Source organism: Streptosporangium sp. NPDC020145, from assembly GCF_040631275.1.
Classification (GTDB): Bacteria; Actinomycetota; Actinomycetes; order Streptosporangiales; family Streptosporangiaceae; genus Streptosporangium.
Map to the genome: position 1 here is coordinate 234,045 of NZ_JBEXZT010000009.1, position 25,176 is coordinate 259,220.

General features: G+C 70.5%; 20 protein-coding genes. 7 read left to right on the top strand and 13 right to left on the bottom strand.

The window, feature by feature from the left end:
- Positions 1-46: 46 nt before the first annotated feature.
- The 3 genes from ABZ463_RS19395 to ABZ463_RS19405 all read right to left on the bottom strand — a co-directional run bounded on the left by ABZ463_RS19395 (position 47) and on the right by ABZ463_RS19405 (position 2,979).
- Entirely contained in the window at positions 47-1,045 is a 999-nt protein-coding gene (locus ABZ463_RS19395) for an alpha/beta hydrolase (RefSeq protein WP_352013021.1), read from the bottom strand.
- A gap of 285 nt (positions 1,046-1,330) precedes the next feature.
- On the bottom strand, positions 1,331-2,488 hold the full coding sequence (locus ABZ463_RS19400) for a cation:proton antiporter (protein WP_352013020.1): 1,158 nt from the start codon (positions 2,486-2,488) through the stop codon (positions 1,331-1,333).
- Between the two features lie 8 nt (positions 2,489-2,496).
- Positions 2,497-2,979 carry a cation:proton antiporter regulatory subunit gene (locus tag ABZ463_RS19405; RefSeq protein ID WP_352013019.1) on the bottom strand — a complete coding sequence of 161 codons (483 nt, stop codon included), beginning with the start codon at positions 2,977-2,979 and terminating at the stop codon, positions 2,497-2,499.
- Positions 2,980-3,141: 162 nt separating this feature from the next.
- Here ABZ463_RS19405 and ABZ463_RS19410 point away from each other — a divergent pair, with 162 nt between their 5' ends.
- Positions 3,142-4,290 (top strand): LLM class flavin-dependent oxidoreductase, encoded by a 1,149-nt coding sequence (locus tag ABZ463_RS19410; protein WP_362777531.1) that lies wholly within the window; start codon positions 3,142-3,144, stop codon positions 4,288-4,290.
- 24 nt (positions 4,291-4,314) lie between these two features.
- Here the strand turns inward: ABZ463_RS19410 and ABZ463_RS19415 are convergent, their stop codons facing one another.
- From ABZ463_RS19415 to ABZ463_RS19440, 6 genes are all read right to left on the bottom strand, one after another.
- A complete protein-coding gene (locus tag ABZ463_RS19415; RefSeq protein ID WP_362777533.1) occupies positions 4,315-5,868 on the bottom strand; it encodes a DHA2 family efflux MFS transporter permease subunit in 1,554 nt (517 codons plus the stop codon).
- A gap of 129 nt (positions 5,869-5,997) precedes the next feature.
- Positions 5,998-7,149 (bottom strand): hypothetical protein, encoded by a 1,152-nt coding sequence (locus ABZ463_RS19420; protein ID WP_352013016.1) that lies wholly within the window; start codon positions 7,147-7,149, stop codon positions 5,998-6,000.
- Complete coding sequence (locus ABZ463_RS19425; RefSeq protein ID WP_362777537.1) at positions 7,146-8,519, bottom strand: hypothetical protein; 1,374 nt, start codon at positions 8,517-8,519, stop codon at positions 7,146-7,148. The genes ABZ463_RS19420 and ABZ463_RS19425 overlap by 4 nt, the downstream gene beginning before the upstream one ends.
- A 334-nt stretch (positions 8,520-8,853) precedes the next feature.
- Positions 8,854-10,578 carry a M28 family peptidase gene (locus ABZ463_RS19430; RefSeq protein WP_362777539.1) on the bottom strand — a complete coding sequence of 575 codons (1,725 nt, stop codon included), beginning with the start codon at positions 10,576-10,578 and terminating at the stop codon, positions 8,854-8,856.
- 169 nt (positions 10,579-10,747) lie between these two features.
- Positions 10,748-11,710: a LysR family transcriptional regulator gene (locus ABZ463_RS19435; protein WP_352013013.1), complete on the bottom strand. Its 963-nt coding sequence runs from the start codon at positions 11,708-11,710 to the stop codon at positions 10,748-10,750.
- 170 nt (positions 11,711-11,880) lie between these two features.
- Complete coding sequence (locus ABZ463_RS19440) at positions 11,881-14,100, bottom strand: MMPL family transporter (RefSeq protein WP_362777542.1); 2,220 nt, start codon at positions 14,098-14,100, stop codon at positions 11,881-11,883.
- Between the two features lie 104 nt (positions 14,101-14,204).
- Between ABZ463_RS19440 and ABZ463_RS19445 the strand changes: the two genes are divergently transcribed.
- Positions 14,205-14,834 (top strand): TetR/AcrR family transcriptional regulator, encoded by a 630-nt coding sequence (locus tag ABZ463_RS19445; protein WP_362777544.1) that lies wholly within the window; start codon positions 14,205-14,207, stop codon positions 14,832-14,834.
- Between the two features lie 4 nt (positions 14,835-14,838).
- Here ABZ463_RS19445 and ABZ463_RS19450 read toward each other — a convergent pair whose 3' ends face one another.
- Genes ABZ463_RS19450 through ABZ463_RS19460 form a run of 3 tightly spaced genes read right to left on the bottom strand, consistent with a single transcriptional unit; the run spans position 14,839 to position 17,089 of the window.
- Entirely contained in the window at positions 14,839-15,387 is a 549-nt protein-coding gene (locus ABZ463_RS19450) for a hypothetical protein (protein WP_352013010.1), read from the bottom strand.
- Positions 15,388-15,408: 21 nt separating this feature from the next.
- Entirely contained in the window at positions 15,409-16,389 is a 981-nt protein-coding gene (locus ABZ463_RS19455; RefSeq protein ID WP_352013009.1) for an ankyrin repeat domain-containing protein, read from the bottom strand.
- A 28-nt stretch (positions 16,390-16,417) separates the two neighbouring features.
- Positions 16,418-17,089, bottom strand: a complete 672-nt coding sequence (locus ABZ463_RS19460; protein WP_362777548.1) for an endonuclease V — start codon at positions 17,087-17,089, stop codon at positions 16,418-16,420.
- 76 nt (positions 17,090-17,165) lie between these two features.
- On the opposite strand from ABZ463_RS19460, the gene ABZ463_RS19465 reads away from it, so the two are divergent.
- The gene (locus tag ABZ463_RS19465; RefSeq protein WP_362777551.1) at positions 17,166-17,465 is read left to right on the top strand and encodes an MTH1187 family thiamine-binding protein; all 300 of its coding nucleotides are present in this window, start codon (positions 17,166-17,168) and stop codon (positions 17,463-17,465) included.
- Here ABZ463_RS19465 and ABZ463_RS19470 read toward each other — a convergent pair.
- On the bottom strand, positions 17,453-18,718 hold the full coding sequence (locus ABZ463_RS19470; RefSeq protein ID WP_362777554.1) for an MFS transporter: 1,266 nt from the start codon (positions 18,716-18,718) through the stop codon (positions 17,453-17,455). The genes ABZ463_RS19465 and ABZ463_RS19470 overlap by 13 nt on opposite strands.
- A 325-nt stretch (positions 18,719-19,043) precedes the next feature.
- Here ABZ463_RS19470 and ABZ463_RS19475 point away from each other — a divergent pair, with 325 nt between their 5' ends.
- The 4 genes from ABZ463_RS19475 to ABZ463_RS19490 all read left to right on the top strand — a co-directional run bounded on the left by ABZ463_RS19475 (position 19,044) and on the right by ABZ463_RS19490 (position 25,163).
- Positions 19,044-20,156, top strand: coding sequence for an MBL fold metallo-hydrolase (locus tag ABZ463_RS19475; protein ID WP_362777556.1), 1,113 nt, complete (start codon positions 19,044-19,046; stop codon positions 20,154-20,156).
- Positions 20,157-20,413: 257 nt separating this feature from the next.
- Complete coding sequence (locus tag ABZ463_RS19480) at positions 20,414-22,126, top strand: cellulose synthase catalytic subunit (RefSeq protein WP_352013004.1); 1,713 nt, start codon at positions 20,414-20,416, stop codon at positions 22,124-22,126.
- Positions 22,123-24,144, top strand: a complete 2,022-nt coding sequence (locus ABZ463_RS19485) for a galactose oxidase-like domain-containing protein (RefSeq protein ID WP_352013003.1) — start codon at positions 22,123-22,125, stop codon at positions 24,142-24,144. Before ABZ463_RS19480 ends, ABZ463_RS19485 begins: the two co-directional genes overlap by 4 nt.
- Positions 24,145-24,152: 8 nt before the next feature.
- Positions 24,153-25,163: a glycoside hydrolase family 6 protein gene (locus ABZ463_RS19490; protein ID WP_362777560.1), complete on the top strand. Its 1,011-nt coding sequence runs from the start codon at positions 24,153-24,155 to the stop codon at positions 25,161-25,163.
- The last annotated feature ends 13 nt before the right edge of the window (positions 25,164-25,176 follow it).

A 25,176-nucleotide genomic window follows, 5' to 3' on the forward strand; every position in this document is an offset into this window, starting at 1 on the left:
CCCGCCGGGTCCGCGAGGGAACCGGCGGGGAGCCCGCCGCCCGGCCTCAGCCGAAGAAGCCCGTCAGGTGTCCGATGACCGCGGCGGGCCGTTCCTCGACGAAGTAGTGGCCCGTCCCGGTCAGCTCGGCGACGCGGACGTCGGTCGCCTGGGTGGGCAGCACCTGGTTCATGTGGGGGTGGAAGGCGCTGTGCGCCAGCCCGAGCGTCGGCGCCGTCACCTTCCCGTACGTCCGATGGTCCTCGATGTCCTGGCCGAACGCCTGATACCAGCTGTTTCCGCCGCGAACGGCGTCGGGAGAGGAATAGGCCTTGGCGTACACGGCGCGGTCACGGTCGCCGATCGCCGACTTGTCCACCAGGAGGTGGTCGAATATCCAGTCGACGAGATATCGGGACCTGCCGGAGACGAGCTGCTCGGGCAGTCCCTGAACCTGGTTGAACGCGAACCACCAGGGAAAGAAGGCCTGCCCCGGCTGGGGCAGCATGCGGAACTCGTAGTAGGAGTCGTCGGGGTGGGTGACGTCGAGCAGCGCCAGTCTCCGGGTCGCCTCGGGGTGGTTCACGGCGAAGCTGAAGGCGATCATGGCGCCGACGTCGTGCCCGGCGATGTTCACCCTGTCGTGGCCGAGCGCGCGCACCAGCTCGCGCACGTCCCGCGCCATGGTCTTCTTGTCGTATCCGGAGGCCGGTTTGCCGGAGCCCCCCATGCCGCGCAGGTCCACGACGATGACCCGGTAGCGGGCGGCGAGCGCGGGCATGACCTTGCGGTACTCCCACCAGGTCTGCGGCCAGCCGGGCAGCAGGACCAGCGGCTCCCCGCTGCCTCCTGACACGTAGTGCAGCCGGACGCCGTTCACCTCGGCGTGCCGGCTGGTGAAGCCGCCGGGCAGGGAACGCGCCAGCTCCGCGTCCGAGGGGACCGCCGGTCCCCGCTCCGCCTGCCCGGTCTCCGCCGCGGACGCCGGGGGCACGGCGCCGCCCGTCGCGGCCAGTGCGATCGCCCCGGCACCCAGCGCCATCGCGTTGCGTCTTCCTAGCGACACCTCGGGAAATCCTCTCCTCGGCCGTTCGATGAATCCCCGATTCAGGCGGACCTTTCGGTTCCGCTGAACGCTTGGGCAGATCATCTCGTATTCGGCCGAGAAGAACACCCCCTAATCCGGGGTATTGTCCTACCCATTTAAGGGTGATACCCGGATAAATGCTGCCATTTATCCTTAAATCCTGATAACAGGGGTGCCGGGTGGAATTTCGTGACGAATGAAACAGGGTACGGCCGCGCCGTGTGGCGTCGCCGTACCCTGTTTCAAGGTTTCAGGGTTCCAGGGTCAGGTGCGGCTGGCGACGGCGGTGATGAGGGGCTGGACCAGGCGAGCGGCCAGCGGGCCGAACGCGGCGAGGATGAGGACGTAGGCGGCGGCCAGCGGGCCGAGGTCGGGGTGCACCCCGGCCGCGACGGCGAGTCCGGCGATCACGATGTTGAACTCGCCTCTCGGGATGAGCGCGATGCCCGCCCGGGCCTGGCCCGCCTTGGCGATCCCGGCCCTGCGGGCGGCGTACGCGCCGGTGAGCAGCTTGGTGACCATGCTGACCAGGGCGAGCAGCGCGGCCAGCCCGGCGACCGGGGCGATCTTGGTCGGGTCGGTCTGCAGGCCGAAGAAGACGAAGAACACCGCGGCGAACAGGTCGCGCAGCGGTGTCAGCAGCGCGTGGGTGTCCTCGGCCAGCTTCCCGGAGAGCGCGATGCCGACCAGGAAGGCGCCGACGGCGGCGGAGACCTGCAGCTGCTGGGCGACCCCGGCGACCAGCAGTGCCAGCCCGACCACCTTCAGCAGCAGCACCTCCGAGTTGGGGCTGGCCACGAAGCTCTCGATGAACCGGCCGAAGCGCAGCGCGATCAGCAGTACGACGCTCACCGTGCCGAGCGCGATCGCCACGGTGACCGCGCCGCCGATGAAGCTCAGCCCGGCCAGCAGCGCGGTGAGGACCGGCAGGTAGATCGCCATGGTCAGGTCCTCGAACACCAGCAGGGAGAGCACCACCGGCGTCTCCCTGTTGCCGATCCATCCCAGGTCGGAAAGGACCTTGGCGGTGATGCCCGAGGAGGTGGCGTAGGTGACCCCGGCCATCGCCACGGCGGCGACCGGGCCCCAGCCGAGCAGCAGCGCCGCGATCGCGCCGGGCGCCGCGTTGAGCGCCAGGTCGACGAACCCGGCGCGCGCGTTGCCCTTCAGGCTGGTCACGAGTTCGTCGGCGTTGTACTCCAGGCCGAGGGTGAGCAACAGGAGGATGACGCCCAGCTCCGCGCCGACGGAGATGAACTCCTCGCTGGTCGCCAGGGGGATGATGCCGCCGGTGCCGAAGGCGAGACCGGCCAGCAGGTACAGGGGGATGGGGGAGATGCCGACACGCAGTGCCAGCGCGCCCAGGACGCCCAGTCCGAGCAGGACGGCGCCGAGCTCAAGCAGAAGGATCGCTGTGTGCACCCGCTGCCCTAACCGTGGGCCAGGATCTCGGAGACCGCGGACGTGCTCTCCGGGCTGCCGACCACGACCACCACGTCCCCGCCGTCGAGCGTGAAGTCGGGGCCGGGGCTGGCGAACACCTGGCCCGCGCGGACCACGGCGACGATGGAGGCGCCGGTGCGGGTGCGGACCCGGGCGTCGCCCATCGGCCTTCCCGCGTACGGCGTGCCCGGCGAGATCGGCAGCTGCAGGCTGACCAGGCCCTCGACCTCCCGGTGCAGGGCGTTGAGGCGCTGCACGATGCGCGGGGCGCCGAGCAGCTCGACCAGCGCGTCGGCCTCCTCGTCGTTCAGCTTCACGGTCTCGCAGGCCCGGTCCGGATCGGCGGGGTCGTAGATCACCAGGTCGCGGCGGCCCGTGCGGTGGGAGACGACTCCGATGCGCCGGCCTGCCCGTGTGGTGAACTCGTGCCGTAGCCCTATCCCCGGCAGCGCCGTCTGTTCGACGTCCACTGTGCCCTTCCTCCACTTTCGCGTAAATCGACGAAATCCTGAACCTATCAACGAACGACATCGGCTCCGGTTCCACGCATAACCCCTATTACCGATTGACTTTGTGAGTTATATGGCCGACGATGGGCGAAACCCCGCCTGCGTGACCGTGGAGGAGACCCCGTGAAGTTCCACTGGTTCCTGCCGACCGCGGGCGACAGCCGGGTCCTCACCGGCGGCGGGCACGGTCTCGGCAGAGGCCACGGCCGCCCGGAGAGCGCGGCCTTCCGCCCGCCGGACATCGAGTACCTCGCCCAGATCGCCCGCTCGGCGGAACAGCTCAGGTTCGAGGCCGTACTGACCCCGACCGGTTCCTGGTGCGAGGACGCCTGGCTGGTCACGGCCGCGCTGACCCGGGAGACCGAACGGCTGAAGTTCCTGGTCGCCTTCCGTCCCGGCCTGCTGTCGCCCACACTGGCCGCGCAGATGGCCGCGACCTACCAGCGCCTGTCCCGTGGCAGGCTGCTGCTCAACGTGGTGACCGGGGGAGAGTCGGCGGAACAGGTCAGGTTCGGCGACCACCTGCCGAAGGACGAGCGCTACGAGCGCACCGGCGAGTTCCTCTCGGTCGTGCGCGGGGCATGGAGCGGCACGCCGTACGACTTCGCGGGCAGGCACTATCAGGTCGAGGGGGCGACCGTCGCCGAGGTGCCCGACCCGGTCCCGGAGATCTACTTCGGCGGTTCTTCGGCGGCGGCGGGGCCCGTCGCGGCCGGGCACGTGGACGTCTACCTGACCTGGGGTGAGCCGCCGGACCAGGTGGCGGGGAAGATCGAGTGGATCCGCGGGCTCGCCGAGGAGCGGGGGCGCACGCTCAGGTTCGGCGTACGGCTGCACGTGATCACCAGGGACACCGAGCGGGAGGCCTGGGCGGAGGCCGAGCGGTTGCTGGCCGCGCTCGACCCGGAGGACATCAGGGCCGCCAGGCGGGCGCTCGGCCGCAGCGAGTCGGTCGGTCAGCAGCGGATGCTCGCCCTGCACGAGGGCTTCGCCGGAGGTACGGCCCGCGACCTGGAGATCCATCCCAACCTGTGGGCCGGGGTCGGCCTGGTCAGGGGAGGCGCGGGGACGGCACTGGTCGGCAGCCACGCCCAGGTGGCCGAACGGATCGAGGAGTACGCGGCGCTGGGCGTCGAGGAGTTCGTGCTGTCCGGCTATCCGCACCTGGAGGAGGCCTACTGGTTCGGCGAGGGGGTGCTCCCCCGGCTGCGCCCGGCCCTGGACGACCTGACGGCGGCCCCGGCCCGCCGCGCCCGCGTCCCCGCCCTGTGACACCCCGCCTCACGGCACTCGGCCTCACCGCCGTGGGCGGCTCGCGGAGGGCCGTGTCCGCCGTGTCCCGGAGCGTGCCCCCTGCCGGCCCCGCGAGGAGGCCCGCGGTGACGGCCGCCCCGGAGGGCGTGACCTGCGGTCGGCGAGCACGTCGGCGACCGCGACCACCAGCGCGGCCAGCACGAAGCCGATGGTGACCAGCAGCGCCGTCCTGAACGCCGTGGCGTGGTCGCCGTGTGAGGAGGCGGTCACGGCGAAGAACACCGAACCGATCGCCGCGATGCCCAGGGCCGTGCCGATCCGCTGGCCGGTCTGCAGCACCCCGCCCGCGGTGCCCGCCTCGGCGACCGGGACCTGGGCCAGGGTGAGCGTCTGGTTCGGTGAGATCACCAGCCCGCTGCCCAGCCCCGCCAGCAGCAGCGGCGCCGCGATCGCCCAGGCGACCCCGGGCCCGGCGTTCAGCCGTACGGCCAGCTCGGTGACGGCCAGCCCGATCACCACCATCACCAGCCCCGCGACCACCAGCGGCCTGCCGAACCTGACGGTGACCCGTCCCCCCAGCATGGAGGCGACCGCCGAGCCCGCGGCGAACGAGGTGCTGGCCAGGCCCGCCTCAAGCGGGGAGTACCCGAGCCCGTTCTGCAGGTAGATGGTGAGGATGAAGAAGATCGAGGTGAACCCGGCGAAGTAGAGCGCCGCGATCAGGGCGCCGAAGGTGTAGGACCGTCTGCCGAACAGCGACAGGTTGACCATCGGTTCGCGGCTCCGCCCGTACCGGCGCTCCCAGAGGGCGAAGAGCCCGATCGTCGCCAGTCCGGCCACGGGCAGCAGCCACCTGCCCGCGCCCCGCCACTGCTGGCCCTCCACGAGCGGCAGCAGGATGAGCACGAGCCCGGCGGCCAGCAGCAGCACCCCGACGGGGTCCATGCTCTTGCGCGAACGTCTCTCCGGCGGGCGGCGCGGGATGTAGCGGTAGGCCAGGGCGATGGCGAGCAGGCCGATCGGCACGTTGACGTAGAAGACGAGGCGCCAGCCGTCGTGTTCGCCGCCCAGGCGGATGAGCAACCCGCCCAGCAGCGGGCCGACCGCGGTCGAGATGCCGATGGTCGCGCCGAGCATGCCGAACGCCCTGCCCCGCTCGGCTCCTCGGAACAGTTGCTGGATCAGCCCGCTGACCTGAGGGTTGACGATGCCGCCCGCCACCCCCTGCACGAGCCTGGCCAGGACCAGCCAGGTCGAGGTCCTGGCGATGCCGGCCGCCGCGCTGGCCAGGGTGAACAGGGCGACGCCGAAGACGAAGACGTTGCGCCTGCCGCGCATGTCGCCGAATCGCCCAGCGGGCACCAGCACCAGGCCGAAGGTGAGCGCGTACCCGGAGACCACCCACTGCAGGTCGCTCTGCGGCGCGCCGAGGCCCGTGCGGATCGCGGGCAGCGCGACGTTGACGATGCTGACGTCGAGCAGGGTCATGAACCCGGAGACCAGGCAGACGGTCAGCGCCTTCCAACGGCGCGGGTCGGCCTCCTCCTCCCGCCACCGGGTGGCCGGTGTCCCGCCGGACCGGGCCTTGGCGCTCATACGCCCCTGTCCCGGCCCGGCGCGGGAGTTCTGCTGCGGAGCATCATGACCGCCTTGGTTCTTGGCCTACCGTGATGGACTTTCCCCACTTAGTGCGACATACCTACCCTTTTCGGGTGGGCCAACCCGCTACCGCGCCCGGCGTGCCTGGGCCCGGTAACGGTCGAGGATGTCCTGGCGGAGGAGATGGCCGAAACCCGCGCCCTCGATGCGCAGGGCGAGTTCGTGCTCGGTCATGCCGAGCGCGGCCGCGGTCTCGGCCAGGTTCCAGCCGCAGGCGGCCAGCCGGGTCAGCAGATGACCGCGCCGGACCTGGTTCTCCGACAGGCGGAACGTCTTGAGGTAGGCGAGCCGGCCCGCGCCGTCGGTGATGAGCTCTCCGATGTGGTTCTCCTGCCGCCGCTCGAAGGACGGCAGGAAGCGGGACAGGAGGTAGCCGTCCATCTCGTAGACGCGCTGGTAGGTGTGGTCCGTCCGCAGCAGCCCGTTCGCCATGACCCCGTCGTGGAAGGACGCCCACTCCTCCTGCCGCTCACGGGCCCGCGCCCGCAGGTCGGCGAGGGAGCCGACCTGCGCGTCCACGATGCGGGCGCGGAAGTCGGGCACCGCCACGCTGTACATCGCGTAGTGGTGGATCAGCTCGCCGTACAGGTCGTGCAGGAGGGTGGTGTGCAGGGCGCGGTAGTCGTCGGGGTGCGGCACCACGAACGCGGAGGCGAGGGCGTCGGCGACGTAGACCAGGACGCCGCACTGGCCGGGGTGGATCTCGAAGATGCGCAGGGCGTCCCGCAGGCCCCTGACCTCGGCGCCGGAGTAGCTCTCCTCGACGCGCGGGGAGAGCCCCTGGTCGATCGCGCGGCGCGACCACTCCTCCCACGCGATCTCCGGCCCGCCGAAGTGCAGCGACAGGTAGCCCTCAAGCGCCAGGTGCAGGGGCAGGAAGCGCAGCCGGTTCCTGCCGGTCCTGCGGGCCATGCGGCGGTGGAAGTGCAGCGGCATCCCGCTGGGCACGTGGTCGCGCTCCGCCGGTCCCCGCAGCTGGGTGCCGTACGCCGCGGCGGGGGAGCCGTCGCGCGTCCAGTCCGCCACGAACCCGTGCGGGATGTAGGAGAGGTACGCGGCCCGCGGGGTCACCTCGACGAGGCCGAACTCCTCCTCGTATATCTGGGCGGACAGCCGCAGGTCCTCGATCGGCTCCTGACGGACCAGCGGGACGAGCCGTACGCCGCCCCAGACCTGCGCGGGGCGGGTGGACAACCCGGTGAGGGTGAGAGCCGTCATGTGTCCCCCAGGAGGAAGCCTTCGACACGGCGTGCCAGGTGGGCGCGCAGCTCGGGGAGCCCGGTGCGTCCGTCCGCGAACTGGGCCAGCTCCACCAGGGCGAGGAGGTTCTCGGCGTCGCGGATCCCGGCGGTCGGGACGGTCGGCGCCAGCCGCCGCACGTCGAAGTCGGCGGCGTCGTAGACCGGGTTGAGATGCGTGACGGCGCAGGTGTGATGCGGGTCGAGCCGGGTGCGCCAGATCCGCAGCACCTCCTCCGCGAGTCCCGGCGGTGAGTTGTCCCATCCGTCGGAGACGACGATGAGGCGTTCCGGCCGGAGTTCGAGGCCGTCGAGGACGCGCTCGCCGAGGGGCGTGGCCCCGTGCGGATGGACGAGCAGCGCGTCCTGGCGGCCGGAGAGCCACAGCGGCGTGTACTCGCGGGCCAGCGCCTCCAGCAGGAAGTGACAGGCGAGCGCGACGGCGAGCGGACGCCGGCGCTTGTGACCCGACCCGTAGGTGGAGAAGCTGTCGTCGAGGACGGCGGCCACCGTCCCCCAGCTCCCGGCCTGCCCGCCCGCGGCCCGGCGGGCCGCCGCGCGCAGTGCCCCGGTCAGCTCGGTACGGCGGCGCGCGCGCTCGTCCAGGGAGAGGGAGAGCACGTACGACGCCAGCCGGGTCAGCGGCATCGTGGTCAGGTCGGCCCGCACCGCCTCGGCTCCCAGGCCGCGTGCCGACTCCTGAAGCCGCAGGCGCTCCAGCCGGGTGAGCCGGGGCGCGATGCGCTCAAGGAAGGCGGCACGCGGGATGCGGTGTTTCGCCGCGAACCCCTCCGCCACCGTGTAGGGCAGCCCGTACAGCGCGGCCTGCTCGTAGTGGGCCCTGCGCCACGTCTCCAGGATCGGCGTCGCGTAGGCGGCCCTCCTGCGCGGAGTGAACAGGAACGGTCCCAGCTCCCCTTCCGGCCGCAGGTGGGCGTGCCGGACCACGTCCTTGACGGCGCCGCGGTACTTCACCGCGTCGAACGCGAGGTCGGGGCGGGCGGCCAGCCAGTCCCGCATGATCGCCCTGGTACGCCGGTTGTTGACCTTGGCGCGGCGCAGCGCGCGGAACAGCCCGTAGACCCGGGGCGGCGGCAGCAGGGCCAGCCGCCGGGCGATCAGCCGTCCCTCTGCGCGGCGCTGTTCCGGATCCGCCTCCGCCGCCGTGGTCAGCAGGTTTTTTGCGATCATCACGGCGTTGTGGTCGTTGACGTCCAGGGCGAGGGTGGCGGTGTACAGATCGCGGTAGTTGCCCAGCAGGTAACGGTGCAGGAAGTCGAGCGAGAGGCTCTGTTCCTCCGCGCCGGAGTGGAACTCACGCTGGCCGGTCGAGGTGATCGCCGCGTTCACGAACAGCAGGACGTCGTCGGCGGCGATCAGGTCCGCGCTGGTTTCGACGTGGGTGTCGATCGTCGCCTCCGGGTCCGATGCCGAGGCCGGCCGGGGAATGAGGGCGCGAACTGCGAATCATCGCTTCAAATGCGGGTTCCGGAAGTCGCGCCGGAGTCCCACGGCCGGCGCTGGAAGCGTAACAGCGTAATTAACGATCTATCAGCTCATTTTTCAGGGCATCTCCGGACACAGATACGGCGGGCGGTTGTGGCCGCCCGCCGTACTGTCACCCGGTTTCCTGGTTGGTTCCGGTGGATCGATCAGAACCGTTCAGCCGGTTCGGATCCTCTGCTCAGATCTTCTGCCAGAGAGCGGGGACGTTCGGCGGCTCCCAGCCGGGGTAGGCCGTGTGTCCCTGGATGCAGCGGTAGCTGGAGCCGCCGTAGGTGACGACGTCACCGGTCGCGTAGGTCTTCCAGGCCGCCCACTCGGTGCCACTCTGGCCGCCGTTCACGGTCAGGGAGATGGTGGCCGTGTGGGTCACGTTCCCGCTGCCGGTGATCGTGATGGTGTAGGTGCCGGTCGGGGTCGTGGACGAGGTGGCCACGTTGACCGTCGAGCTGCCGGGCACGGAGACCGTGGACGGGCTGAAGGACACGGTGGTGCCCGCGGGGGCGCCGGAGGCGCTCAGCGAGACCGACTGCGAGTTGCCGGAGACGAGCTGGGTGTTCAGCGTCGTCGAGGCCGAGGCGCCGGGCTGGACGGTCAGCGAGCTCGGGTTGACCGAGATCGAGTAGTCGTCCGTCGGAGGCTGGCCGCCGACCGTGAGCCTGAAGGTGGCCGACTTGGCGCCGCTGGCCGCGTTGCCGTTCAGGGTGATGGTGTAGGTACCCGACGGGGTCGAGGGGGAGGTGGAGATGGTGACCGTCGAGTTACCGGGGACGGAGACCGTGGACGGGCTGAAGGACACGGTGGTGCCCGCGGGGGCGCCGGAGGCGCTCAGCGAGACCGACTGCGAGCTGCCGGAGACGAGCTGGGTGCTCAGCGTCGCCGTGGTCGAGGAACCCGCCTGCACGGTGGCCGAGGAGGGGCTGACCGACAGCGAGTAGTCGTTGGAGGGAGCGTCGCTGACGCCCAGCTTCCACACGGCGTTCGCGATCGCGTCGGCGTTGACGTCCAGCGCGGTCACGTTGATGTTGCTGGTGGTGTCGCAGGAGGAGTGGTAGCAGCGGTCGAAGGCCTGGCCCGCCTGGCCGCCCCACTTGGCCGCCTGCGCCGAGGACTTGCGGGTCTCGGCACCGGTGAAGACGCCGCCGACCTTCACGCCCGCGTTCTTGAAGGCGGTGTGGTCGCTGCGGCCGTCGCCCTCGGTCTCGATCTCGGTCGGGATGTTCTTGCTGGCGTAGAAGTCGTTGAAGACCTTCTGGATCGCCGGAACGTCGTCGTAGACGAAGTAGCCCGGGTTGGGCGAGGCGGTCATGTCGAAGTTGAGGTAGGTGTCCACCCCGTTCGCGCCGCCGTTCTGCACGTAGTACCTGGAGCCGACCAGGCCGAGCTCCTCGGCACCCCACCACGCCAGGCGCAGGTGCTTGTTGAGGTTGGGCTTGAGGCTGGCCACGTTCAGGGCCAGCTCAAGCAGGGTGGCCGAACCGGAACCGTTGTCGTTGATGCCGGGTCCGGCCGTCACGCTGTCCAGGTGGCTGCCCAGCATGAGGGTGGGGCTGGCGGGACCGGACGGCCAGTTGGCGATCAGGTTGTAGTGGGTCCGGCCGTTGTAGCTGAAGCTCTGGGTCTGCGTGGTGTAACCCACCGCCTCCAGCTTGTTCTTCACGTAGTTCAGCGACGCCGTGTAGCCGGAGGAACCGGACGAGCGGTTTCCGCCGTTGCTGTTGGCGATCGACTGGAACTGCTGCAGGTGCGCCTGGATGTTGCTCACGGACAGATCAGGTGCCGCGAGTGCGGCGCTGTTGCCCGCCGCGGGGGCCGCGACGGCGGTTGTGGCGCTCGCCACGGACGATGCGGCCATGGCGACGGCGGCCAGTACGGCGACCGCGCCTAACTTGACCTTGGGATTCACGCGGGGTGACTCCTCTCGGTGTCCCTTGGGGGGTTTGAGGGATGCAAGGAGCCCTGACGGTTTGGGCTGGACCAAAGCTCACACTCCGGGGACCGGGTGGAGTACCCCACGAATGTGGATAACTTGGAGATATGGTCGGCCAAACCTGGCAGGAAAGGGATATGGTCGTCTAGACCGGCGGAGAAAGCGGCACGTGGCGCCTCAGCCAGGAGGCATAGACCGGTGCGCGCCGTACCTCGGACCAGTAGGTCTTGGTCACCGCCTGAACCAGGTCGGGCCCGTGCCTGGCGATGGGGCCGTGTTCGGTCCAGCCGATCATGTGCCGGAACCGCAGCGGGGTTCCGGCGAGCGGCCGGATGACGATACCCGGATAGCCCTTGCTGGTCGCCTGGAACATGCCCACACAGCGTCCCGCGGCGATCAGGTCGATGGCGAGGCTGAGGTCGGCGGAGTAGGCGATCTTCGGTGCGAAGCCCTGCCGGGCGCAGGCCGCCCAGAAGTGCTCCCTGTGACCGGATTCGGCCAGCGCGTGCAGGGTCCAGTCCTCGCAGGCCAGATCGCGCAACTCCACCTCCTCCCGCTGGGCGAGCGGGTGGGTGGCGGCCAGGCCGACGAAGATCGGTTCGACGGCGACACCCGCGTACACCACTCCGGGGGGCGGGGTGAGCTCGTGCCCCGGATAGTCCCCGAGCGTGGCGAGTTCGAGCCGCTCGGACTCCAGCAGCCCGGGCAGCAGGTCCATGGCCTCCTCGGTGCGGACGGTGATGTCCGCTCCGGCCAGCAGTTCATGGAGGCACTTGATGACGTTTATCGCGAGATGGCTGGACATACAGCCCACTCGGATTTTGAGCTTCTCCGCGGCCTGTTCGGCGTAGCGCATGCCGTCACGCCGGAGCTCGTCGAAGGCCGGCAGCAGGGAGCGTGAACGGACCAGCACCCACATGCCGAGCTGTGTGGGCCGTGCTCCTTCCCGGCCCCGCTCGAACAGCGGTCCACCGAACATGCGTTCGATGCGTCGCAGCTGTGTGGCGAGCGCAGGCTGCGACATCTTGAGGGCTGCCGCCGCCTTGGAAATGCTGCCCGAGTCGGCGATCGCACAGATCGCCCGTAAATGACGCACTTCTAGGTCCACACCGGAAGGTTAATAGTAAAGAACCTTTCCGGTAAGGCCCAACTTTGTTGCGCGCCGTTTTCGTGGGCCGTATATCGGCGTCTGTGCAGCGTGTGGCGTCGGGGGGCCGCATACCAAATCGCATATGACGGCTCGATATGGAGTCCCTGTAAGGAACAAAAGGGACATTTTCACAGCCTGTCAGGCTGGTGAACGGCGTTGGACCACGCCCCGGGGACGGATGGGACCGGATGGGGGACGGGCGTCTCGGTGAGGCCGATCCTACGGTGCAGGCGGCGAAGAGGCGCGGGCGCCCACCAGTTGGCTCTTCCCGTCAGCCGCATCAGGGCGGGCACCAGAACCGCGCGGATCACCGTGGCGTCGACCGCGACGGTCAGCGCCATGCCGATGCCGAGTTCCTTGAGGAAGACGACCCCGCTCGTCGCGTAGGTGGCGAACGACAACGCGAGGATCACCGCGGCCGCGGTCACCAGCGGGGCGCCGCGGGAGACACCGGCCACGACCGAGCCGCGCGGGTCACCGGTGCGCTCGTACTCCTCCTTGATCCGGGCCAGCAGGAGGATCTCGTAGTCCATCGACAGGCCGTAGGCGACGCAGAACATCAGGATGGGGATGCTCGGCTCGATCGAACCGGTCGGGGTGAAGGCGAGCGGGCCCGCCAGGTGGCCGTCCTGGAAGACCCACACCAGTGCGCCGAACATCACCGACAGGCTCACCAGGTTGAGCAGCGAGGTCTTCAGCGGGGCGACGACGCTGCCGGTCATCAGGAAGAGCACGACGAGGGTCACCAGCACGATCAGCGCCGCGACCAGCGGAAGACGGCCCGCGACGCCGTCGTGGTAGTCGGTCATCTCGGCGGGTGAGCCGCCGACGAGCACCTCGAAGGGCGCGGGCACCGCGCGTACGGCCCGAATCAGGTCGCCCGCGCCGGACTCCAGCCGCGCGGAGGAGGGCACGACGGAAAGCCAGGTTCCGCCACGGCCGTCGTGTGCGGTGAACCGCGCCGGGGCGGGGTCACCGGTCCTGCGCCCGCCGCCGAAGGTCCCGGCGGCCGAGTCGACGCGCACCACGCCCTCAAGCCGGGACAGGGCCGCGGCGTACGGCCCGGCCGCCGCGGCGTCGCCGGTGGGGGCGACGACCCGCAGGGCGTCGGCGTCCTCGGCGGCGAACCCCGTGCGGACCTGGTCGTACAGCAGGCGTGCCGGGGCCGAGGCGGGCAGTACCCGGTCGTCGGGCGCTCCGAAGCGCAGGCCGAGGAACGGCGCGCCGAGCAGGCCGAGGACGAGCAGCGCGGCGCCGCCGGAGATCAGGGGGTGCCGGGTCACCGCCAGCGCGGCGCCGTACCAGAGGGAGGAGGAAGAGGGGGCCGGTCGGCGGCGCTCGACACGGGAGCCGAGCAGGACGAGCGCGGCGGGCAGCACGACCAGCGCGGCGGCCACGGCGGCGAGGACGACCGCGATCCCGGCGTAGCCGAAGGAGGCGAGGAAGGGAAAGGGGAAGACCAGCAGCACCGCCAGGGAGGCCGCGACGGTCAGGCCGCTGAACAGCACCGTACGGCCCGCGGTGCGCACGGTCGTGGCGACGGCGGCGCGGACCGGCGCGCCGCCGAGCCGCTCCTCCCGGAACCGGAAGATCATGAACAGGCCGTAGTCGACGCCCAGGCCCATGCCCATGACCAGGCAGACGTTGGCGGCGAAGGTGGAGACCTCGGCGAAGCCGAGCACCCCGCGCAGCAGCGCCAGCGATCCGGCCACGGCGAGCAGCCCGGCGCCGAGGGTGAGCAGCGCGGCGGCCAGGCGCCGGTAGACCCACCACAGCGCCAGCAGCACCATCGGCACGATGATCAGCTCGGCACGGGTGAAGTCGCTCCGCGACTCCTCCATCACCTGGCGGAACACCTCGTCGCCGCCGCCGACCTCGACCCTGACCGGGCCGGACGGGCCGGTGAAGGCCCGCGCCAGGCCGGGCAGGACGTCACGACGCACGTGGTCGGCGCTGCCGGGCACCCAGGCGAGGACGAGCGCGCCACGGGCGTCGCGGCTGCGCAGGGTGTCCTGGCCCGTGGTCCAGTACGACCAGACGTCACCGGCGCCGGGATGGGCGGCGAGCCTTCGGGTGAGGTCGCGACCGGCCGCGGCGACGCGGGGGTCGTCAACGGTGCCCTCGCGGGCGGTCACCAGGAGCGCGACGTTCGGCACCCCGGTTCCGAAGCGCTCGGCCAGGACGTCGCGGGCTCGCGCCGACTCCGAGCCGGGTGCCTCGAACCGGTTGAGGGACAGCCGTGTCATGGTCCCCGAGGCCAGGAGGGCCGCCACGACGGCGGCGATCACCCCGGCCGCGACCAGCCATGCCGGGCGCCTGGTCACGAGACCGGCGAGTCTGCTGAGCATGGATTCCCCCGGTGAAGTATTTTTACGAGTAGTCGCTCGCATCAAGCGAAGATTACGAGTGATTGCTCGTGTTTTTCAAGCGGGGTTCGAGAGAAAGGAGGCCGATGGCCGAGACGACGGAGGATCCACGGCCGCGCAGACGACAGGCACGCGGGGAACGGCGCATGGCGGAGATCCTCGCCGCGGCGGCCACGGTGTTCGCCCGGCTGGGGTACGAGGCCGCGACCACCAACAAGATCGCGGCGGAGGCCGGGATCTCACCGGGCTCGCTGTACCAGTTCTTCACCAACAAGGAGGCCATCGCGCGGGCCCTCGTCCAGGACTACCTCCTGGAGCTGGGACGGGCTCACCGTGGCGCGCTCGACCTCGCCGACCCCGCGGGGCTCGGTCTCGTGGAGCTGGTCGACCGGGCCGTCGATCCGATCGTGGCCTTCAACCTCGCCCATCCCGGCTTCAAGGCGCTGTTCGCGCGCCCCGACATGCCGCCCGAACTGGCCGCCGCGCTCGCGCCGCTCCAGACGGCGTTGCGGGCACGCGTCGAGCAGATCATCGGGGAGCTGGCGCCGCACCGGGACGGCACCGAGCGCGCCCGTGCCGCGCTGACCTGCGTGCACATCGTGCAGGGGGTGATCTCGCTGATCACCTCGGCGGACCCGGCCGAGCGTCCCCCGCTGACCGGGGAACTGAAACGGGCGCTGTGCGGCTACCTGGAGTCGCTGGTCGCGCGCCCGTGACCGCTCACTCCGTGGCGTGCTGCCAGTAGGGGTCGCGGTAGAGGACGACGGTGGTGCCGCGCAGGAGTTCGTCGGGGGCGGAGACCAGGACGAGTTCGCCGTTGGCCTCAAGCCCACGCAGGACGTCGCGGACGCGGGGGCCGACCGGCAGCCGGCCGACGGGCAGTTCGAGGGTCGCGCGTACGGCGTCCGCGACCTGGGAGAGCCGGAAGGGCTCGGTCAGCGGGGTGATCAGCTTGCGGACGAGCTCCACGGTGATCACGGCTTCGGCCTCGGCGTAGGCGAGTTCCCAGCTGAGCTGCGCCTTGCGTTTGCCGGTTCCCGCGCACGAGGTGCAGGGCTGGGAGAAGTTCGGGGTGATCTGCTCCGTCGTGGTGCCCAGGCAGGTGGTGCACTGGTTGGTTTCCATGGCGTGCAGTTCGGCGGCGTCGCGGTCGGCCAGGTGTTTGCCGCACAGGCACAGGTAGCGTCTGAACCCGCCACGAACCACGAGGAGATCGTCGGCGTCGTCCGGAATCTCGTCCCACAGCGTGGTCATGGTGTGTTTTTTCATGATTTTGTGACTCTATCCACCTCAGCTCGTCTGACGCAGTTCAACGGGGACCACCCGCGTGGGCGTGTTCCACAGCCATTCCTCGGTGATGTAGGTCGCGGTCAGCAGCGTCATCAGGGCCAGGGCCCGCTCCGTCGAGGTGGACGGGTGCGCCCCGCAGTCGCCGAACCGGCACATCCACAGCTCGACCGGACTGTCGTCGCCGAGCTGTTCGTGCACCGACGGCCTGGCCACGCTGACGCCGTCCCGCCATATGTCGATCGAGCCGCTGGTCAGCGGAAAGCCCCCGGCGAGGACTCCGCCGCCCGAGGTGACGCGGCGGGCGACGGCGTCGTGCACCGGCAGTATGCCCTCGGCCTGGAAGAGCACGACGCCACCGCCGGGAGGGCTCGCGATCCGCACGGTCTCAAGGGGGGACTCGCGCTCGGCCAGCCGCAGTTCCCCGCCCCTGATCGGCGGGCACCACTCGGGCACCGCCCCCAGGCGGCGGACCACCTCCTCCTCGGTGACGCCGCCGACGAACGCGATGCAGAACTCCTCGTGGTAGTCCTCGTAGGAGAACATCATCTCGTCCACGGTCTCCTGGATCTCCCGCAGGTTCGGGCCGATCCGGGGAGCGCCGGGCAGGTGGGCGAAGAGGTCGGCCAGTTCGGTGAAGAGCGCCTGGAGGCCGGGGGAACGTCCGGCGATGCACGGCCTCCACGGGTCGGCGCCCGCCGCCAGCAGCAGCCTGACCGCCTCGTCCTGGCCGTGCCGTACGGCCTCCCAGAGGGGGGTCACCCCGTCGCCGTCGGTCGCGTCGACCCGCGCCCCCGCGGCCAGCAGCAGCCCGATCACCCGGACCGCGCCCTCCTGGGCGGCCTGGTGCAGGGGCGTCGAGTCCAGCCAGGGAAGCCGTTGCCCGGGGTCGAAACCCTCGGCCAGCCGTTCGCGGATCTCCTTCAGGTTCGTGTCGCTCCACGCGCCGGTGATCTCACTCCACTCGATGTCGCCCACTGTCACCCCATCTCTTCGCGATGACAGGATCAAATCACTCGAAGGCGACATTTTCGATCAAACCCATACGTGACAACCGGTCAGAGATCCGAGTCGTCTCCGGCAGGCGGTGCCGGGGGGTCAGGGCGAGAACGTTGTGACAGGCGGTTTCGAGGTCCACGCGGTGGCCGACCGAGACGAAGACCGGTTTGACGCCGTCCCGGGTGCGCAGCACGCGTCCGACCACCTCGCCGTCGAGGACCAGGTCGCTCCACGATCCCCGCGTGGTGCCCGGAGCCGAGTACGAGCCGACGAAGGCGGTCTTCCCGACGCCGATCGTGGGCAGGCCGGTCAGCACCCCCAGGTGACAGGCCAGGCCGAACCTGCGGGGATGGGCCAGGCCGTAGCCGTCGCAGACGACGAGGTCGGGCGGAGCGCTCAGCCGTCCGAGTGCCTCGACGAGCGCGGGCATCTCCCGGAAGGCGAGCAGCCCCGGCACGTAGTCGAAGGCCACCCGGCCGCCGACGACGACCTGCTCGACGACCTCCAGCGTCGTCCCGTCCAGTACGGCCACGGCCGCCGAGAGCCGTTCCCCCTCGTAGGCCACGTCCACCCCGGCGACCCTGGCGGGCCGCAGCGGGCCGGGACCCGTCAGGTCGACCAGTGGCCGCAGCTCGTCCTGGATCGCCTCGGCTTCGGCGACGGTGCGGGGCGTTCGTGCCTTCATATACACATGATCGCTATTTTTGACGCGTGACGCCGTACTCCAGGGCGGGACATCCCAGGACGCGAGGGAGAGTGACATGTCAGTTCTTGTGGCGTTCAGCGTGACTCCGATCGGCACCGGGGAGGACGTCGGGGAGCTCGTCGCCGAGGCCGTACGGGTCGTACGCGCCTCGGGACTGCCGAACCGGACGGACGCGATGTTCACCACCGTCGAGGGGGCGAACTGGGAGGAGGTCATGGCCGTGGTGCGGGACGCGGTCGCCGCGGTCGAGGCCCGGTGCGGACGGGTCAGCCTCGTGCTCAAGGCCGACATCCGCCGGGGCCGGGACGGCGGTCTCGACGCCAAGGTCGCCACCGTCGAGGACTATCTCGCCTGACACCCCGCGGGGGAGGAGTGGCGCCGGACCGTCGAGCGGACCGTGGTCACCGTCAGCAGCAGGGTCACCAGCGAGGCCACCGCGAGCAGGGCCAGGCTCAGGCCGTAGGAGCCGAGCCTGCCGTAGTCGAGTCCCATCACCAGTGGCGGGACGAACCCGCCCAGGCCGCCCGCCGCGCCGACCAGGCCGGTGATCGAGCCGACCAGATCGGCCGGGGCGACCAGGGTGACCAGGGCGAAGGTGGCCCCGCTGCCCGTGCCGAAGGCCGCGGCCATGGTCAGAAAGGCGACCGTGCCGGTGAGCGCGAGGGACGGGGTGAACGCCTGCGTCGTGGCGCAGACGGCGAGCACGGCGAAGACCGTGACCAGGACGGGAAGCGGTCCCGAACGGTCGGACAGCCAGCCGCCCAGGGGACGCGCCAGAACCGCGACGAGCACGAACCCGGCCATCCTGCGGGCGGCGTCCGCCTGTTCGAGGCCGTAGGCCGTCTGCAGGTAGACCGGCAGGTAGACCGAGAACGCGACGTATCCGCCGAAGGCCACCGCGTACAGGACGGACGCCTGCCAGGTGATCGGCAGCCGCAGCGCGGCGGCCATGCCCGACGACCCCGAGGGCGCAGAAGAGGGCCGTGCCCTCATCGGGGTGCGGGCCGTGTGCCCGGGAGGGTGCCGCAGGACGAGACAGGCGACGACGGCGTAACAGGTCAGCACGCCCGCCGTGAGCAGGAAGGGCGCCGAGGGGCCGCCCGCCTGGGTCAGCCCGACCGTGGTCAGGGCGCTGATCGCCGTGCCGCCCATGCCGATCCCGAAGACGCCGACGGCCAGGCCACGGCGCTCTGGCGGGAACCAGGAGGCGACGAAGGGCACGCCGACGGCGAAGATCGTCCCGGCGACGCCGAGGCAGAGCCCGCCGGCCAGCAGCGCCGCCAGTGACCGCTGCCCGGCCAGGCCGACGAACAGGACCGGCGGTACGGCGGCGGCCGAGACGAGCGGGAAGGTCACCCTGCCGCCGAGCCGGTCGGTGAGGGCTCCGACGGGAATCCGGCCGAGGGAGCCGATGACCACCGGAACCGCCACCAGCAGCGCCTGCTGGGAGGCCGACAGGGAGAGCGTCCGCTTGAACTGCGGGCCGAGCGGGCTGAGCAGCGCCCATGCCCAGAAGTTCACCGTGAACCCCGTCGTGGCGACCGCGAGCATCAGCGCGGGGCGGTGAGCGCGGCCGCTCGCATCGGTCCGTACATCGTTCGATTTCATCGCCCATCCTTGTTGCGCTGGTTTGTGCACAGATGAGGTGGTCGTGAATCCCGTCATTTCTGACGAGTGAACGTGTTCCTGGATAATCCGGACCGCACTGTCCGGTGGAGAAGGCCGGCGGATCGCCGAGGCGGAGCAGAGCGATCCGCTGCCGAGGCGGAGCGTATCAGCTGGAATGAGGCCACGCTCCCCCTGCAAGGACCTTCACCTCCAAAAAGGACGCCGAAAGGCCGGAGGTCTCCGCGGCCGTACCGGGAACACCGGCCGGGGCTTCGCGAGTTAGGGGATCGGAGTCGTTTCTGGAGTGTTGTGAGGGTGTGGGCGAATGGCGGGAAACGGGCGGGCCGGGCGTCTGGTCGCGGGCGGGCTGGCGCTGGCGGCCGTGGGGTGGGCGCTGCGGGACGTCCCGGCCGCGCTCGGCGGCGGGGCGGCGGGCGAGCGGCTGGAGCGGATGCGCCGCTCACCGAGGTTCCGTGACGGCGCCTTCCACAACTCCGTCCCGGGTACGGCGATGCCGAGGGGCGACCTGGTGAAGCTCCTGGGCGAACTGCTTCGCGACCGTGACGGGCGCCGTCCTCCGGGGCGTGTCCCGGTGGTGGGCTCCCCCCTGGTCCCGCCGTCCGAGGACGGTCTCAGTGCCCTGTGGTACGGCCACGCCACGACGCTGGTCGAGATCGAGGGGCGGCGGGTGCTGTTCGACCCGGTGTGGAGCGAGCGGTGCTCCCCGGCGCCGGTCGGGGGCCCCAGACGGCTGCACCCGATGCCCGCGTCGCTGGTCGGCCTGCCCGCCCTGGACGCGGTGGTGATCTCGCACGACCACTACGACCACCTCGACATGGCGACGGTCCGCGCGCTCACCGCCCTGCAGCGGGCCCCCTTCCTGGTCCCGCTGGGCATCGGCGCGCACCTGGAGCGCTGGGGTGTGCCCGGGGAGCGGATCGTCGAGCTCGACTGGGAGGAGGAGACGCGGGTGGCGGGCCTGCGCTTCGTCGCGACCGCCGCCCGGCACTTCTCCGGGCGCACCCTGAGGCGTGACACGACGCTGTGGGGGTCGTGGGTGGTCGCGGGGGAGCGGCACCGGGTCTTCTACGCCGGAGACTCCGGATACTTCGACGGCTACGCGGGGATCGGCGCCGCGCACGGTCCCTTCGACCTGACGCTCATGCCCGTCGGGGCCTACAGCCCGAACTGGCCGGACATTCACATGAACCCGGAGGAGGCGGTGCGGGCCCACCTCGACCTGGGCGGCGAGCTGCTCCTGCCCGTGCACTGGGCGAGTTTCACCCTGGCCTTCCATCCGTGGGCGGAGCCCGCCGACCGTCTGTGGCGCGAGGCCAAGGCCAGGGACGTCCGCGTGGTCGTCCCGCGTCCCGGCGAGCGGATCGACGTCGGCGACGCTCCCGCCCCGGACGGCTGGTGGGAGCTGCTGGGCGGGTGACCTTTACCCCGGCCAACCGGCCGGGGTGTGGATTTGGTAGTTTCCGGACCGTTCCATGAAGAATCTGAGAGTCTTCTGGAACGGTGCAGAACCTCACGTGACAGGTGATGCCTGGCTTACCGCTGAGAATATGATGGGTCATCCTTTATCGTTCTATGGGCCGGTGACGGCCGTGCCTTCAGGCAGGGTGGCCCATGTGATCTGCCTGGGGGGACAGTGCCGGTGTTCCGCATGCGCGTGGTGAGGTCACCGATGCGATGAGCGTCGGCACCGGACCCGCGAGGCGCGCCCTCTACGACTACGAGCGGTTCAGCAGGCTGGCCGGGCCGATGACCGAGCCCGACCCCGGCGAGCCGTACCGGGTTCGCTACCGCTCACTGCTGGCGGGCGAGCCGCACCGGGTGCGCGCGGTGCTGCTGATGGTCGCCGCGCTGCTGGTCGAGTTCACCCTGATGGTCTGGCTGCTGCTGCCCGCTCACTGGACGGAGCGTCCGGACCCCTACGGCGGGCTCCCGTGGTACCTGCCGGTCGCCGACCGGGTCATGCTCGTGGCGATCGCCCTCATCGAACTGTTCCGGCTGGTCAGCGTGGTCTCCAACGTCCACGCCATGCTCGCGGCCAGGGACCCGGTACCGGTGAGGCCGGAGCCCGGCGGCAGGGTCGCCTTCATCACCACCTGCGTGCCGGGCAAGGAGCCGCTGGAGATGGTCAGGCGTACCCTGACCGCGGCGCTGAAGATCCGTCACCAGGGCGTGTTCGACGTGTGGCTGCTGGACGAGGGCGACGATCCGGAGATCCACGAGCTGTGTGACTGGCTGGGCGCGCACCACTTCACCCGCAAGGGCGTGCCCGAGTGGAACCAGCCGAGGGGGCCCTTCAGGGCGAGGACCAAGCACGGCAACTACAACAGCTGGCTGGCCGCCCACGGCGACGACTACGACTTCTTCGTCTCGGTGGACACCGACCACGTGCCGTTGCCGGAGTTCTGCGAACGCATGCTCGGCTACTTCCGTGACCCCACGGTCGCCTTCGTCGTCGGCCCCCAGGTCTACGGCAACTACACCCTCGGCGTCACCAAGGCGGCCGAGAGCCAGCAGTTCCTCTTCCACTCCCTGATCCAGCGCGCGGGCAACCGGTACGGCGCGCCGATGTTCGTCGGCACCAACAACGCCGTGCGGATCAGGGCGCTCAAGCAGATCGGCGGACTGTACGACTCGATCACCGAGGACATGGCGACCGGCATCGAGTTCCACCGCGCCCGCGACCCGGAGACGGGACGGCGCTGGACGTCGGTCTACACCCCCGACGTACTGGCCGTCGGAGAGGGGCCGACGTCGTGGACCGACTTCTTCAGCCAGCAGCTGCGCTGGAGCCGGGGCACCTACGAGACGTTGCTGACCCAGTTCTGGCGGGCCGTCCCGCGTCTGTCGCCCGGCAGGCTGTTCAACTACACGCTGATGGTGACGTTCTACCCCATGTCCGCGCTCAACTGGCTGCTGGCCGGGCTGAGCGCCGTGCTGTTCATGGCGGTCGGCGGCTCGGGCGTGACCGTGCCGATGGACATGTGGCTCATGCTGTACGGCGACGCCGCGCTGCTGCAGATCATGCTCTACACCTGGAACCGCAGGCACAACGTCAGCCCGCACGAGCCCGAGGGCTCCTCCGGCGTCGCCGGGATGGTGATGTCGGCCCTGTCCGCGCCCATCTACGTGGCCTCGCTCGCCGGGGCCGCGCTGCGGCGCCCCAGCCGGTTCGTGGTCACCCCGAAGGGCGACTCGGCCAGTCCGGACCAGGTCGCGACCTTCCGCATCCACCTGTGGTGGGCGGCGGTGTTCGGCGGGGGCCTGCTGCTCAACGTCTTCTGGACCGGCCACCTGCACGTGGCCATGACCCTCTGGGGGGTTCTCGCCCTCGTGATCTGCCTGGGGCCCATGGCCGCCTGGGCGTGGACCTCTAGGAGAGGCCGATGAGCAGGCTGCGCAAGAACCTGGTCGTTGCCGCGATCGTGACCGTCGTCGTGGGGGTCAACCTGCCGGCCGTCGCGGGGTTCGCCTACCGGGAGTGGCACGACTACCGGATCAACCGGGACGACTACAAGGCGAGCCACGGCCACTGGAGCTTCCTGAACATCCCCGAGCGGTTCAAGGTGAACGCCATCCACGCGGCGCTGCTGCACACCGGCAAGGTGCTCATCGTCGCGGGCTCCGGCAACAACATCGTCAACTTCGACAAGGGCACCTTCAAAACCCTGCTCTGGGATCCGGCCAAACCAGGACAGCCGGGCGAGTTCAAGCTGGTCGACACCCCCGTCGACCTCTTCTGCTCCGGGCACGTCATGCTGCCCGACGGCAAGCTGCTCATCGCGGGCGGCACGCTGCGCTTCGAGGTGCTCAAGGACAAGGTCAAACGGGCGGCCGGGCCGCTGGTGGTGAAGAACGAGAACCCGCACATCACCAAGCACCTGCCCGCGGGCACACTGGTCGCCTCCCCCGACGGGCGGCTCTACCGGACCACCTCCATGATCATGGTGCCGCCCGCGACGAAGACCGAGACCGGGGTGCGCGGCAAGGCGCGGGTCACGCCCAGTGAGACCAAGGTGTTCGCCGAGTCGGTGGCCGAGGGCGCCATCGGGGTGATCAACGCGGCCGACGGCTCCGTCAAGTACGAGATCCAGGGGCTGACCACCGACAGGGAGAAGCGCAACCTGTACGCCATGGGCGGCGGTATGACGCTCGACAAGCAGGACTTCCAGGGCATCAAGGACGCCTTCGAGTTCGACCCCGTGACCGAGCGGTACACCAGGGTCCCGGACATGGCCGAGGGCCGCTGGTACCCGACGCTGACGGCCCTGCCGGACGGCAGGGTGATGACGGTCTCCGGGCTCGACACCGTCGGGAAGGTCACCAGGGACAACGAGATCTACGACCCGGCCACGAAGAAGTGGAGCCCCGGCCCCCGGCGCTTCTTCCCGACCTACCCCGCGCTGTTCCTGCTCGACGACGACACGCTCTTCTTCTCCGGGATGAGCGCGGGGTACGGCCCCGGCCAGCTGTCGATGCGTCCCCCCGGCGTGTGGGACTACCGCCACGACACCGACCGTCTGGTGTCGACCCCCGGGGCGCCCGGCGGCCTCGCGCCGGACGAGATGGAGGCTTTCACCCCGGTGCCCGGCCTGCCCGAACCCGAGCTCAACGAGACCGGAGCCTCGGTGCTGCTGCCTCCCGCGCAGGACCAGAAGATCATGGTGCTGGGCGGAGGGCCGGTCGGGGAGCGCCAGCCCGGCCAGAAGAACGCGACCGACCGGACCGCCATCATCGACTTCGAGCAGCCCGCGCCCCGTTACGTCCGCGGTCCCGACCTCTCCCACCCCGTTCGCTACTCCTCGGCGGTACTGCTGCCGGACGACACCGTGTTCACCTTCAACGGTTCGAGCGACTACCGGGGCAGAGGGGACAGCAACATCCTGCGGGCGGAGTTCTACGATCCGCGGGTCAACGCCTTCCGGCAGGCCGCCGCGCCCGCCGTCGGCCGCAACTACCACGCCGAGGGCCTGCTGCTTCCCGACGGCCGGGTGCTCAGCATGGGCTCGGATCCGCTCTTCGGCAACGGGGAGGGCTCGGTCCCCGGCAGCTTCGAGCAGCGGGTCGAGGTGTACACCCCTCCCTACCTGCACAACGGCGAGTCGCGTCCGGTGTTCACCGACGGCAGGCAGCAGGTGAAGCTGGGCGGAAAGGCGGGCTTCAAGACCCCCGACGCCGAGCGCATCACCGAGGTGCGCTTCATGCGGCCCAGCGCGGTCACCCACGTCACGGACGTCGAGCAGCGCTCCATCAAGATCGACTTCACCCGGGTGTCGAGCGGCATAATCGTCACGCTCCCCTCCAACCCCGCACTGATGCCGCCAGGCTGGTACATGATGTTCGGAGTCACGCAAAAGGGAACACCGTCCCAGGCCCGCTGGGTCCACGTCCTGGACGGTCGAGCCTGAGGAGCCCGATGAACAGCTACGGCCGCGCCGCCGCCGCGCTCGCCCTCGCCCTGGCGACGGCCTGTACGGCGGCCCCGGAGCCGTCAGCCGTACGGCCGCCCGCCTCCACCGGAAGCGGCGCGGGGGCCGCGGGGGAGGACGTCCGCTTCTACGTGGACGACGAGGGAGCGGCCGCCAGGGAGGTCAGGAGGCTGCGCGAGGAGGGCAAGACCCAGGAGGCGGAGCTGATCGGCAGGATCGCCGAACGGCCGAACGCCGTCTGGATCGGCGACGCCGACCCCTCACCCCGGGTCGCGGCCGTCACGGAGAAGGCGGCCAAGGCGGGCCAGGTGCCGGTCCTGGTGGCCTACCACATCCCCGACCGCGACTGCGGCCAGTTCTCCGCGGGCGGCGCCGCGAACCCCGACGAGTACCGCTCCTGGATCCGCCGCTTCGCCGAGGGCGTCGCCGACCGGCCCGCCTGGGTCATCCTCGAACCGGACGCGCTCGCCCACATCCTCGACAACTGCACCAAGGGCGGCAAGGCGGATGAACGGCTCGACCTGCTCAGGGACGCCGTCGAGACGCTCAAGAAGCAGCCGAGAACCAGGGTCTACCTCGACGCGGGCAACGCGGGCTGGATCAGGGACCCCGGGGCCTGGGTCGATCCGATGCGGCGCGCCGGGGTCGCCACGGCCGACGGGTTCGCCTTCAACGTCAGCAACTTCTTCACCGTCGAGGAGAGCGTCGCCGTCGCGGGACGGCTCTCCGACGCGCTCGGCGGGGCGCCGTACGTGATCGACACCTCGCGCAACGGCAACGGGTCGCCACAGGGCGCGCAGGGTGACGACGCCTGGTGCAACCCGGCGGGCCGGGCCCTGGGCACGGCGCCGACCACCCGGACGGGCCGCGAGCGGGTGGACGCCTTCCTGTGGGTCAAACGACCCGGTGAGTCGGACGGCGAGTGCCACCGGGGCGAGCCCGCGCCCGGAACATGGTTCCATGACTACGCAATGGAGTTGGCACGTAACGCCAAGTAGTCAGTGAATTCGT